This window comes from Segatella maculosa DSM 19339 = JCM 15638 (assembly GCF_000382385.1).
In the GTDB taxonomy this organism is placed as follows: Bacteria; Bacteroidota; Bacteroidia; order Bacteroidales; family Bacteroidaceae; genus Prevotella; species Prevotella maculosa.
In genome coordinates, this window is the sequence record NZ_KB908327.1 from 36,421 (window position 1) to 49,027 (window position 12,607).

Genomic DNA, 12,607 nt, shown 5'->3' on the forward strand with positions numbered 1-12,607 from the left:
TGCTATGAGTAGACATATCAAGTATTTCATATTATTTTGGATTACCGTTATCTGTAGTGGTGACGCTTTTGCACAGCGTATAACGGTGGAAGTTCCTGCAAAAGTGGCTGCCGGAGAGAATTTTCGGTTGTCCTATATGGTCAATACGCAGGACGTAGAAGACTTCCGAGCTGGTAATATTCCGGCCGGTATCGAAGTCATAGCCGGCCCTTATACGTCGCAGCAGTCGAGCTATCAGATGGTAAACGGGCATACGAAGTCCTCTTCATCAATCACGTTCACCTACACATTGTATGCATCAAAGCAAGGCACATACACGATTCCCGCAGCACATGCAGTTATCAATGGGCGAAAAGTGGCCTCACGGACAGCGCAGGTTACGGTGGTAGGGCACGCTCGTAAAGGAAATACCGGCGGACAAGGCGAAGACGATGTGCAACTCCGTTCAGCCGGCTCTGGAATCTCCGGTAATGATTTGTTTATTCGCGTGAGTGCAAATAAAAAGCATGTGCATGAACAAGAGCCCGTTTTGCTGACTTATAAAGTTTACACATTGGTGGAACTGACCCAACTAAAGGGTGATATGCCCGATTTGACAGGGTTTCATACGCAGGAAGTAAAGCTTCCGCAGCAAAAAAGTTTCCATATTGAGCGTATTAATGGTCGTGCTTATCGGTGTGTCACATGGAGCCAGTATGTCATGTATCCACAGATGACGGGGAAACTGACGATTCCGAGCATCACGTTCAAAGGAATTGTCGTGCAGCAAAACAGGAATGTCGACCCGTTCGAGGCATTTTTTAACGGAGGCTCGGGCTATGTGGAAGTGAGTAAAGACATTAAGGCACCGGGTTTGACCATTCAAGTAGACCCGTTGCCCCACCGTCCTGCCGACTTCTCGGGTGGTGTGGGATCGTTTAACATATCGGCTCAAATCAATAAGACCGAAGTAAAAGCGGGAGAGCCATTAAATTTGCGGGTCGTGATTGGCGGAGTGGGCAATCTCAAGCTTATCAAGCAACCCGAAGTAGGCTTTCCGAAGGATTTTGATAAGTATGATGCCAAGGTAACAGACAAGACCCGACTGACAGTCAATGGGGTTGAAGGGAACATGGTCTATGATTTTCTGGCCGTTCCACAGAACCAAGGAGCGTATACCATACCGGCAATAACGTTTACCTATTATGATACGGCCGCACAAGGGTATAAAACGGTCAGGACGCAGCCTTTCCATATTAAGGTAAACAAAGGCGATGGTAAACGAAACAATGAGGCCGACTACGCTTTTGAAGACAAAGATATCCATGGCTTGATGAAAGGTGATGCCGATTTGCGTCCTGTTGGAGAATACTTCTTTGGCTCCATAGGTTATTTTGTCTCTTTGTTGTTGCCTTTGTTAGTTTTTGTTTTCTTGTTGATTGTGTTCAGAAAGCGGGCTATAGAGATGGCCGATATCGTGAAGCAACGAGGCAAACGGGCCAATAAAGTTGCAAGCAAACGACTTCGGCAGGCTGCAAAACTCATGCAAGCCGGTAAAGCTGACGAGTTTTATGATGAAGTATTACGCGCATTATGGGGCTATGTGGGTGATAAACTCAATATGCCTGTAGAACAACTCTCGCGTGAAAATATTGCTGACAAGCTGACCTTACATGATGTCAATGCCCACACAGTCAATAAATTCATAGAGGCTTTAGATGAATGCGAATTCGAACGCTATGCTCCGGGGGACATTGCAGGAAACATGAACAAGACCTTTGATTCTGCAGTCACTGCAATTACAGAGATAGAGCGTATTTTCAAGAAAAGAAAACATTGATATTGAAAGATAAAATGAAACGTTATATAACCCCAATATTACTACTGTTTGCATGCTTGTCGTTTGCGATTCCCATTGAAGCCCTGACAAAGCAAGAAGCAGACAAAGCCTATCGGGAGAGGAATTATCAGCAGGCAATAACAGATTATGAACATCTTCTGAAAGCGGGAGAGAGTGCTTCTCTCTATTATAATTTGGGGAATGCTTATTTTCGAACAGACAATGTGACGAAGGCTATCCTGAATTATGAAAGAGCATTGCTACTTGACCCGGGAAATCGGGACATTAGGTTCAACTTGCAGTTTGCAAAGAGCAAGACAATCGATAAATTTGCCGATGCCGACGAGATGTTTTTTGTGACGTGGTATAGAGAAATCGTGAACTTCATGAGTGTTGACGGTTGGGCTGTTACCAGTATTTTTACCATCATTCTTGCGCTTTTGGGATTCTTGGTCTATCTCTTTATTGATGCCGTCATGTTGAAGAAAGTCGGTTTCTTTGCCTCATTGACTTGTTTGGTATTGTTTGTTCTGAGTATCGTTTTTGCTTGGCAACAAGAAAACGCCTTGGAAAATCGAACCGGAGCTGTCATCGTTGCACCTACGGTGTGTGTCAGGAAGACACCGAGCAAAGCCAAAACCGAGTCGGACGAGTTCGTTATTCATGAGGGAACTAAGGTGGAAATGATAGACAAGAGCATGAAAGGTTGGCGAGAAATTCGTTTGCCTGACGGTCGGGAAGGTTGGATACCGGTTAGCAGTTTAGAGGAAATTTAACGAAAAGATTCATCTCTTGGACATAACGAACCTTATAGAATTAGACCGACGCATATTGTTTGCAGTCAATGGTTGCGACAATCTGATGCTGAATGGTATGATGGCAACACTTACAAGTGGTTGGTTCTGGATACCATTGTATTTATCGTTGTTCTATATTGTCATCAAGAATAATGAAACGATGGGGCAAATCGTGCTTGCCGTTTCTGGTTGTTTGTTAGCCGTTGTCTTGGCCGGCGGGGTAGACAACCTACTGGTAAAGCCATGGATTGCTCGTTTGAGGCCTTGTAATAATCCAGAAATCAAGTACCTTATAAATACGATTGTTTGGGTCGGTAAGGAACAATATAGCTTTTTCTCGGCCCATGCTGCCAATACTTTTGCCATTGCAACGTTTTTCTCCTGTTTGGTGAGAAGCCGGTCCTTGAATATAGCACTCTTCCTGTGGGCATTTACGAACGGCTTTACCCGTATTTATCTCGGTGTACATTATCCGTCAGATGTTTTGGTCGGAACTTTGTGGGGCATCATCTGTGGTTTAGTGGCCTATTCCGGCTATCATTATATTTATTTTAGAAGTAATCCACATGTGGATTATGTTTCCGGCCAATTCACTTCGACAGGATATAATCGTTCAGATGCAGATGTGGTTGTGGCGGTCTTGACTTTATTGATGATATGTGCTTGTATTGCAGGTACCTTTGTGCATCTCTGATGAAAAATAACAGAAAGAATGGATACGAAACATATTAAAACCGTCGACTATGATTATGCGCTGCCTGATGAACGGATAGCTAAATTCCCCTTGGCAAGGCGCGACCATAGCAAGTTGTTAATCTATGAGCACGGTAAGGTATATGAGGATATCTTCTATAACTTGCCTGATCATCTGCCGAAGCACGCGTTAATGGTGTTCAACAATACGCGTGTCATACAGGCACGTATGCATTTTCGTAAAGAGACGGGGGCACTCATCGAGGTGTTCTTGATGGAGCCTGCCGCCCCAACGGACTATGAACAGATGTTCCAAACCAAAGGGAAGTGCTCGTGGCTATGTATGATTGGCAATCTGAAGAAATGGAAGGAAGGTGCGTTGAAGCATGAATTTGCAATTAAAGGTGAGCCTCTTACGCTTTCTGTGACTATGAATCGTGAGAAGAGCGTACATCATGCGACGGGAACAAACTATCGGGTAGACTTCACTTGGGACAATACGAACATCAGCTTTGCAGAGATTCTGGAAGCCGTGGGTGAGTTGCCTATCCCTCCTTACCTGAATCGTGAGACGCAGGAAAGTGACAAGACCACCTATCAGACAGTCTATAGCAAGATAAAAGGTAGTGTTGCGGCACCAACGGCCGGACTTCATTTCACGGATGAAGTGCTGAAAGCCATTGATAATCGTGCTATAGAACGTGAAGAGGTGACATTGCATGTTGGTGCAGGCACGTTCAAGCCGGTCAAGAGTAAAGAGATCGAGGGGCATGAGATGCATACCGAATATGTTGTGGTGCATCGGCATACGTTGGAAAGCCTACTTAAGCATGACTGCAAGGCTATTGCGGTTGGGACCACGAGCGTAAGAACCTTGGAGAGTCTTTATTATATTGGGGTAAAATTAGCCTCCAATCCTGATGCTACAGAAGAAGAACTGCATGTGAACCAATGGGAACCCTATGAAGACGGGAGAGAGGGGAAGACGGTAAAGCACATCATGCCTGCCGAGGCCATTCGGAATATCGTCGATTGGCTTGACCGTTCGGGCACGGAGGTCCTGCATGGCAGTACACAGATTATCATTGCACCGGGCTACGAATACAAGATTGTCAAGATGTTGATAACGAATTTCCATCAGCCGCAAAGCACGTTATTGCTCTTGGTGAGTGCTTTCGTGAAGGGCAATTGGAAGAAAATCTATGACTATGCCCTGCATAACGGTTTCCGCTTCTTGAGTTATGGCGACAGTTCGTTGTTAATTCCATAGTCTGTTCCATATTCCTACAAACAACGAAATTGAAAAGAGATATGAAGAAAGGTGATAAAGTAAGATTTCTCAGTGAGACCGGCGGGGGAAAGGTTGTCGGTTTCCAAGGAAAAGATATTGTGCTCGTAGAAGATGAAGACGGCTTTGAGATTCCGTTCCCTATAAATGATGTTGTCGTAGTGGGTAATGAAGATTATACAACATCGAAACTTGTTCAGGCAAAGGCCGTCGCTGTAGAACAGAAGCCAGGCAATGCTATCATCCAAGACAATCGTAGTATTAAGTCGCTGATGCGCGAAGGACAGGACGAGATGGCTAATGCTTTTGACGGTCGGTATGACGTGATTGACGATACGAAAGCTGTCTCCTACAAAGCCCCGGCCGAGGAACGTAAGGGAGGCAATACGCTCTCTGCCTATATCGCCTTTGTGCCTGTCGATATCAAGGAAGTCACGTCTACCCGCTTTGAGACTTATTTCGTCAACGACAGTAATTATTACATGCAATTCAGCTATCTCGCAGCAGAAGGAAACAGTTGGAAACTGAAATATCAAGGCGAGGCAGAACCGAACACAAAGCTCTATATCGAGGAATTCGGGCGAGAAACATTGAACGACTTGACGCATATCGCTATTCAGTTGATTGCCTATAAGCGAGAGAAGAGTTTTATTTTGAAGCCAAGCATTGCTGTGCAGTTCCGTCTCGACCCTGTGAAGTTCTACAAACTGCACACGTTTCAGGACAATCCATTCTTCGAGTCGCCCGCTCTGTTGCATGATATCATCGTGAACGATGTCCCGGTCAAGCCTTTGGTTGTAGATGCCAAGGAGTTGAAGCATGAAATGTATGCCGGTGCGGCGCAAAAGATTGCAGCGCAAGCACAAGCCGACGGTTATGTCAGGCGTTATGAAAACAAGCAGAAGAAAGGCCATCCATTTCAGGCGAAGCATCGGAATGACGATATCGTCGTCATTGATTTGCATGCCGATGCCTTGCTTGACACGACGGCTGGCATGAGTTCCTTGGACATTCTCAACTATCAGCTGACGAAATTCCGCGAAGTCCTTGCCGAACATGAAGGCAAGAAAGGGCAGAAGCTCGTCTTCATTCACGGCAAGGGCGAGGGCGTTCTGCGTAATGCCATTGTGAACGAACTGCGCTATAAATACAAGAAATACACCTATCAAGACGCTTCATTCCAAGAATACGGGTATGGTGCGACACAGGTTACAATCCGATAAACTATGAACTACGGTTTTATCAAGGTGGCGAGTGCCATACCTTCAGTGCGAGTGGGCGACGTAAAGTTCAACACCCTGCAGATAGAGAACCTCATTGCACAGGCAGAGGGAAAGGGCGTCGAGGTTCTTGTGTTCCCAGAATTGGCCATCACGGGCTACACGTGTCAAGACCTCTTCCGCCAATCCCTATTATTGGACGAGGCCGACACGGCTATGATGGTGTTGCTTGATTTCACACGCAAGCTGAATATCATTTCGATTATCGGAGCGCCCGTTGTGGTGGGCAATCTGTTGCTGAACTGTGCGGTCGTCATTCAGCAGGGAGAGATTCTCGGCATCGTACCCAAGACCTATCTGCCCAACTATAACGAGTTCTACGAGAAGCGATGGTTCGCTTCGTCGCAGGACCTGCGGCCTACCGAAATCCGATATGCGGGCCACAAGTTGCAGGTCTCTGCCGCCCCAAAAGTTTTCGTGACATCACAAGGCGTGAAGTTCGGTATTGAAATCTGCGAAGACGTTTGGGCACCTACCCCGCCAAGCAACCACTTGGCCTTGTCGGGTGCCGACATCATCTTTAACCTTTCAGCCACCGACGAACTGGTGGGCAAGCACAGCTACCTCAAAAGCCTGCTTTCCCAGCAGAGTGCGCGTACGCTGTCGGGCTACGTCTACAGCAGTTGCGGCTTTGGAGAAAGCACGCAAGACGTGGTCTATGGCGGGAATGCATTGGTATATGAAAACGGCACACTGCTTGCCGAGGGCGAACGCTTCTCGTTGACGCCGCAGTTGGTCACAGCACAAATCGACGTGGAGCGCCTCCGTGTCGAGCGTCGCTACAATACGACTTTCTTCAACGCACAGCGAAACGACATGCCGACTGTTGAAACGACCGATTGCCACGGCATCGACGAGAAAGCTGACTTCAAGTTGGAGCGCACTTTCGACCCGCTTCCGTTCATTCCGCACACCGACAACATGGCCGAGGCTTGCGAAGAAATATTCAGCATTCAGGTGATGGGACTCGCCAAGCGCTTGGCGCACACCGCATGCAAGCACGTAGTCTTGGGCATCAGCGGCGGACTGGACTCTACGCTGGCGCTATTGGTCTGCATTCGCACGTTTGACAAGTTGCAGATAGACCGAAAGGGAATACTCGGCGTAACGATGCCGGGGTTCGGAACCACCGACCGAACCTATCGTAATGCCATGCGCCTGATGGAGGAAACGGGCATCACCATTCGCGAAATCAATATCGCCAAGAGCGTCGCCCTGCATTTCGAAGACATCGGGCACGACATGGCCGTCCACGACGTGACCTATGAGAACGCGCAGGCTCGAGAACGTACGCAAATCCTGATGGACATCGCCAACCAAGCGGGCGGCATGGTCATCGGTACGGGCGACCTTTCCGAACTTGCCCTCGGCTGGGCCACCTACAACGGCGACCACATGAGTATGTACGCCGTCAACGCAAGCGTTCCCAAAACGCTCATCAAGCATCTCGTGACCCATATTGCGAAGACGTTGCCACGTCCGTCGGCCGACATTCTTGCCGACATCGTCGACACGCCCATCAGTCCCGAGCTGATACCGGCCGACGCAGACGGCAATATCCGGCAGAAGACCGAAGACCTCGTCGGTCCTTACGAACTGCACGACTTCTTTCTCTATTATTTCCTGCGCTTCGGCTTCCGTCCCCGCAAGCTGCGCCTCTTGGCCTGCTCGGCCTTTGCCGACCGCTACGACGAGGCTACAATCACGAAGTGGCTCTCCACCTTCTGCCGCCGCTTCTTCAGTCAGCAGTTCAAGCGCAGCTGCCTGCCCGACGGCCCAAAAGTGGGAAGCATCAGCCTCAGCCCGCGTGGCGATTGGCGTATGCCGAGCGACGCCGCCGCCGAGTTGTGGGTAAAGGAAGCCTCAGAAATATAAGTACTCACAGGGAAGCCCACCCCGAAAGCCTCCCTAACACTCACCCCAGCCTCTCCCAAAAGCCTCTCCCCCAACCCCTCCCCGAAAAGGGAGGGGAGCCCAAGCTTGCGGGCTAATGATAAACAATACATAATAAACAAAAATAGGCCTTGAGAACTAAAGTGTTCGCAAGGTCTATTTGCATATTACTCCCCTCTCCTTGGGAGAGGGGCTGGGGGAGAGGCTTCATTCTCCCCCTCCTTCGGAGGGGGTTGGGGGGAGGCTTTTCTTTAAACGGGGAGGGCACACAGACAAGCGAGTTAATCATAAGGTGAATTTTGATTTTGACTAAATACAGGTAAGTCGTGCGCCCTCCCCAAGAAGCCTCCCCCAACCCCCGGGAACCTCCCCCGACCCCTCCGAAGGAGGGGAGGCCGAGCTTGCACCAAATTAGTTTACACGCTGTTCGCACTCCCCTCCCTTCGGGAGGGGCCGGGGGTGGGTGTCAGAGGGTGGGCTTTCGGTTTGAGGGCTCCTTAATTCCCGTGCTGCCCAATTCCCCCTTCCTCTTTTTTCTTCTTCTTCTTTTTCTCCTCGCCTTTCCATTCCTCCCATTCAATCGGCGTGTCGGTCAGACCGCGGGTAGCTACACGGCTGCCACCGCCGCGCTCGTAGTGGGTCTCGGGATTGAAGCGCACGCGCACGCCGACAATCTGATTGGCCGACACTTTCTCGGCCGCGTCCACACCGCCCTTGGCCGACACGGCCGTGAAGTAGAACGAGCCGATGCCGTCGAGTTTTACCGAGCGGCCCTGCGACATGTAGTCGGCCATCACCGGGCCGAGCGAGGTGAGCACTGCGGCCACGTCGGCCGGACTGACGGTCGACTCGGCGGCCAGTCGCTTGGCAACCTGTGCCGTCGTCACCGGATTGCCCACCAGTACCGATTGCGGGTACCACTTTTTGTTGATTTTTTTCAACATCTTCTTAAAAAATGCCATACGCAAAAATGTTAGTTGTCGGAATGCCGACTCCGAGGGCGTTTTGACAAGTATAGGACTTGTAGTCGACAAGTATAGGACTTGTTCCCCACAGGTATAGGACTTGTCATCGACGGGTATAGGACTTGTCATCGTGTCCTCCCATCTCCGTATTCATGTCCCTATATTTTTTGTCAAAACTTTTCATTGTCTTTATTCCGACGGGTTAATGATTATGTGAACTAAAAAATAAATATTTGTTTAACTGTTTTCTATTGATAAAGCGAAACTTATGAGGTTTATTTGAATGCCCCCACAGAAAAGCCATAGCTTCGAGCACTACTGTACCCCACAGCAATGTATCCCTTGATGAAGTCCAAGATATATGCACTATTGTTATTCTGTGGATGTGAACTCGATGACCAGTACATACCATCCTCGCTAATACTATAGAAGCTACTCCCGTCATACGAACCCAACGCAGGTAGGAAGAAATAGTCTGTATGATTAGGAACTGGACTTTTACTTGGTTCAGTTCGCATTGGCCAGGCCCCCGTTGATGTTCTCCAGTCGTGGGGGCTAACTTTCGGGTAGCCACTCTTCATCTGTGCTTCGGTAATGTGCTCATCGGCCATAATCTTGCTCTTCTTCTTCAACCAAACACCATTTATATATTGTAGATGACCTCCCACTGCATAGATCTCATTACCTCCTGTTCCCCAGTGAGCGTCGCCTTTGTAAGCATACCAAAACATCTCGTTCACATTAGGGCAATTCTTACAGGATTGAGTGGCACTGAAGGCACTACTCCCTTCGTGATAATAACGTGGATCTGAAGGCTCGTATGCATAATTACCATCGGGTGTCCCATCAGCCCTTAAATGCCCATACCAATAATCCTTTTTAGCATCCCACATATAGTATTTGTTACTATTTCTAGGCTCAACGTTAGCCGTGACATCATAGATATTGCCTTTGTCAAGGGTGATATTAGTCTTGGTATCCGTAACGACGGTCTCTAAGTTGGTCGTCGGGTCCTTGATGGTGTATTCTATTTTGAAGTCGTAGGTGTCGGGGGGAACAACGAGATAGGTGGCATTGTCCTCTTGGCGTGCGTCGGTGTAGAGAGGAAAGTTGGGAAGGGTAACCTCAATATAGTTGTTTCCAAAGGGAGAGCCTCCCCTCAAGAGGTTCTCACCATCAGTAAAGTTGTACAAATCTGCGAGTATGTTACGTCCTGCACCACCAAAATGGACTTTTGTTGCCGTAATTTTGATACTCTTCAGACGAATGTTTGGTGCAAGGTCCGCATTCTCACAGCGAGGTAGGAAACAGAGATAAGCAGGTTTATGCTCAAGTGTGAAATTGAATTTGTCGGGGTTGCCGGTATTACGTGCAACGCCCGAACCACAGTCGCCCCATTCGCCAGCCTTAGAGAAGTCATTAGCCGTAGTACGGGTCTGAGTGGGATAAACAGCAGTGGCAGTAGCTCTGTTATAAGCTCCATAAGAAGTGACAGAAGTACCCGTATAGCGCACTTCGCAGCCGTCGGCATAGTCTGCCTTGCTGCCGGGTAGGGTGAACTCGGCGCTGGCGCCGCCGTCGTGCAATGTTGTGCCCGTGCTCTTTTGCCATGTACCGTTTTTGTCTTTCACCCAAATGAAGTCGTCGCTCGTCCAATAGGCGTCGGCACCTTGGCCGGGCGTGTGCTTGATGTTCGTGCGTGTCTTCGCGTCTGCCGTCTCTTCCTCACCGTCTATCGACAGTCGCTTTGCCGAAGCCTTCGGTCCGTTGGCTGCGAAGATGACGCCACCCTTCGGTACTTCGGTTCCATTCTCTTTCTTTTTGTCCTGTGCAATTTCTTCATTGGCACAAGCTGCAAGCAATACCGCCATCATGAATAGTTGGCCAGTCTTTATTATTGTCTTTACTTTCATTTGCTCTTTCCTTTTAATTATTCTACAAGTTTATTCTCCCTCCCTTTGGGAGGGCCGGGGTGGGTATTATTCTTCCCACACATTATAGCTTGGCAGGGTGTTCTCCCCTCCTTCGGAGGGGTTGGGGGAGGCTTCCTCCCACTCTTCATCACTGCCTCGCTTTGCATTGCCAAAGCTACCACCTTGTCCGATGTGCTTGTGCTGACCGCTCACGGCCTGCAAGAGATTGTCATTCTCCATCGGATAAACCATCATCTCGGGCGTTGTGTATGCCCGCTTCTTACACTCCATTTTCTCCATATTTATTGTTGTTATCTTGATTTGTGCCACTTGCATGTAGGGACGCACGGCTCGTGCGTCCGCTCCAATGATATGTCCACTCGTCCATTTGCTCCGTGCTGAGCGGACGCACGAGCCGTGCGTCCCTACAACGTGTTGCGGTTTGCTTGAATGGACACCTACTTGCTCCCTTATTTCGTTCATTTTTTGCTCATAAAGGGATACGAAAATGCGAACAAAGGGAACTCCGAGAAGCCCTTTGTTTATTGGGGTTACGCGCTCTCCGCGCGCGCGTACGTGAAGACGTTTAAACGCCAGGTGCGCTAAGTGTGTGTGTGTGTGTGTGTGTGTGTGTGTGTGTGTGTGTGTGTGTGTGTGTGTGTGTGTGTTAGCAAATTATTTGGATTGACCAAATAATAAGCGTTAAAAGATGCAGAGAAATCAAAGTTTCTTTGCATCACCGTACACATCTTATTATCGTTGATTGAAAATATCATCTTGGCGGCAAAGGTAAGGCTAATTTCTGTAACGACCAAATGTTTAGACAGAAAAATCATTTTTGTTATCCACGGGATTGGAGTAGATGCCCAAGAAGATGTCTTTCAATACATCGGGCTCGTCAACGTCATACTCGTTCAGCCGGTTCATGTGGCGCAGAAAGGCATCACGCTCCACCTCGGTGTAGCAATCGCGATAGCGCGTCTGTCCGTGGCGCAGGTCGTGGGCGATGTAGTTATTGGGCCGGAGTTGATAGGCGCGCAGAATGCGGCGGTCTATCAAACGGGCCACGAGCCGATGGTATTCGTTGTTCGTGGTGCTGTCGAACTGACGCAGGTCGGCCTCGGTCAGTTCGTCGCAGAGCGAGATGTCGACACGGCCTTTGCGCTGCACGATGCCCGTGAGAATACTCGTGAGATCCTCGCCCGGCTTCTTGATATAACGCTCCGAACGACTTCCGTAGCATTCGATAGCTTTCAGGATATCGCAGCTTTCCCATTCGTAGCTGATGCTGACGGGAACGATGTGTAGACTGCTTAAAGCTTCGATTTTGTCTTCGGGCCGGCTCATGCAGAACATTTTTATAATGCCTTGGTCGGTATGGTCGTTGCCGTCTTTCGTCCGCCCATTGCGCTGGGCTATCCATACGCTCTGCCCTTTCTTCCCGATGGTATAGCGGATATAGTCGCTCAAATGGCGGGACGACATGTAGAAGTCTTTGAGTCGGCCGCCCCGCTCAACGCGGAACATCTTGTTGCTCTTTCCGATGTCGGTTACCAGTCCGGGCGTCATTAGGTTGGCTCCGAAAGTAATCTCCGTGGTGTCGCGTCCCCGTTCGGCAAAGAGATATTGCAACAGCGAGGCGTCGAGCATGATGTCGCGATGGTTGCTCACGAAGAGATATTGCTTATCGGGCGATAGCTTCTCGAAACCATGGAAAGAGAGTTCGGTGATGGACCGCTTCACCACCTGCTCGTTCACCGGCACCATGATGCCCAATTGAAATGCCCGCGTGGTCTTGAAAGAGAGCACGTGCTGCCGCACCTTCTCCAAGTCTTGCCCGGGAAATATCCACGAAGACAATAACGGAAAGGCCTCGCTGTAGGCGATACGCTGCATGGCCTCAGGGATTTCGTCATCATAATAGGGCCGAATGTCGTCGAATTCATTGTTCATGATAAA

10 protein-coding genes are annotated in these 12,607 nt (G+C 49.1%); 6 read left to right on the forward strand and 4 right to left on the reverse strand.

Features of this window, described 5'->3' with window-relative positions; all coding sequences use genetic code 11:
* Window positions 1-4: 4 nt before the first annotated feature.
* From H164_RS0108695 to H164_RS0108720, 6 genes are read left to right on the forward strand one after another with little or no spacing between them, the layout of a single operon-like run.
* Window positions 5-1,819 (forward strand): BatD family protein, encoded by a 1,815-nt coding sequence (locus H164_RS0108695; protein WP_025830336.1) that lies wholly within the window; start codon window positions 5-7, stop codon window positions 1,817-1,819.
* A gap of 14 nt (window positions 1,820-1,833) precedes the next feature.
* Window positions 1,834-2,595, forward strand: a complete 762-nt coding sequence (locus tag H164_RS0108700) for a tetratricopeptide repeat protein (RefSeq protein WP_211214769.1) — start codon at window positions 1,834-1,836, stop codon at window positions 2,593-2,595.
* A 16-nt stretch (window positions 2,596-2,611) separates the two neighbouring features.
* Window positions 2,612-3,310, forward strand: coding sequence for a phosphatase PAP2 family protein (locus H164_RS0108705; protein ID WP_025830337.1), 699 nt, complete (start codon window positions 2,612-2,614; stop codon window positions 3,308-3,310).
* 18 nt (window positions 3,311-3,328) lie between these two features.
* Window positions 3,329-4,579, forward strand: a complete 1,251-nt coding sequence (locus tag H164_RS0108710; RefSeq protein ID WP_019968256.1) for an S-adenosylmethionine:tRNA ribosyltransferase-isomerase — start codon at window positions 3,329-3,331, stop codon at window positions 4,577-4,579.
* 41 nt (window positions 4,580-4,620) lie between these two features.
* The gene (locus H164_RS0108715) at window positions 4,621-5,820 is read left to right on the forward strand and encodes a DUF2027 domain-containing protein (RefSeq protein WP_019968257.1); all 1,200 of its coding nucleotides are present in this window, start codon (window positions 4,621-4,623) and stop codon (window positions 5,818-5,820) included.
* Window positions 5,821-5,823: 3 nt separating this feature from the next.
* Window positions 5,824-7,752: an NAD(+) synthase gene (locus H164_RS0108720; protein WP_019968258.1), complete on the forward strand. Its 1,929-nt coding sequence runs from the start codon at window positions 5,824-5,826 to the stop codon at window positions 7,750-7,752.
* Window positions 7,753-8,267: 515 nt separating this feature from the next.
* Here H164_RS0108720 and H164_RS0108725 read toward each other — a convergent pair.
* The 4 genes from H164_RS0108725 to H164_RS0108740 all read right to left on the reverse strand — a co-directional run bounded on the left by H164_RS0108725 (window position 8,268) and on the right by H164_RS0108740 (window position 12,601).
* Window positions 8,268-8,732, reverse strand: coding sequence for an HU family DNA-binding protein (locus H164_RS0108725; RefSeq protein ID WP_019968259.1), 465 nt, complete (start codon window positions 8,730-8,732; stop codon window positions 8,268-8,270).
* Between the two features lie 278 nt (window positions 8,733-9,010).
* Window positions 9,011-10,648: a hypothetical protein gene (locus H164_RS0108730; RefSeq protein WP_036887856.1), complete on the reverse strand. Its 1,638-nt coding sequence runs from the start codon at window positions 10,646-10,648 to the stop codon at window positions 9,011-9,013.
* A 66-nt stretch (window positions 10,649-10,714) separates the two neighbouring features.
* Window positions 10,715-11,131, reverse strand: a complete 417-nt coding sequence (locus H164_RS15915; protein WP_019968261.1) for a hypothetical protein — start codon at window positions 11,129-11,131, stop codon at window positions 10,715-10,717.
* A 336-nt stretch (window positions 11,132-11,467) separates the two neighbouring features.
* Entirely contained in the window at window positions 11,468-12,601 is a 1,134-nt protein-coding gene (locus H164_RS0108740; protein WP_019968262.1) for a 1-acyl-sn-glycerol-3-phosphate acyltransferase, read from the reverse strand.
* Between the last annotated feature and the right edge of the window lie 6 nt (window positions 12,602-12,607).

Coding starts and splice junctions, on each gene's coding strand:
- H164_RS0108695 (WP_025830336.1), top strand. CDS start 5: ATGAGTAGACATATCAAGTATTTCATATTATTTTGGATTACCGTTATC.
- H164_RS0108700 (WP_211214769.1), top strand. CDS start 1,834: ATGAAACGTTATATAACCCCAATATTACTACTGTTTGCATGCTTGTCG.
- H164_RS0108710 (WP_019968256.1), top strand. CDS start 3,329: ATGGATACGAAACATATTAAAACCGTCGACTATGATTATGCGCTGCCT.
- H164_RS0108715 (WP_019968257.1), top strand. CDS start 4,621: ATGAAGAAAGGTGATAAAGTAAGATTTCTCAGTGAGACCGGCGGGGGA.
- H164_RS0108720 (WP_019968258.1), top strand. CDS start 5,824: ATGAACTACGGTTTTATCAAGGTGGCGAGTGCCATACCTTCAGTGCGA.
- H164_RS0108725 (WP_019968259.1), bottom strand. CDS start 8,732: ATGGCATTTTTTAAGAAGATGTTGAAAAAAATCAACAAAAAGTGGTAC.
- H164_RS0108730 (WP_036887856.1), bottom strand. CDS start 10,648: ATGAAAGTAAAGACAATAATAAAGACTGGCCAACTATTCATGATGGCG.
- H164_RS15915 (WP_019968261.1), bottom strand. CDS start 11,131: ATGAACGAAATAAGGGAGCAAGTAGGTGTCCATTCAAGCAAACCGCAA.
- H164_RS0108740 (WP_019968262.1), bottom strand. CDS start 12,601: ATGAACAATGAATTCGACGACATTCGGCCCTATTATGATGACGAAATC.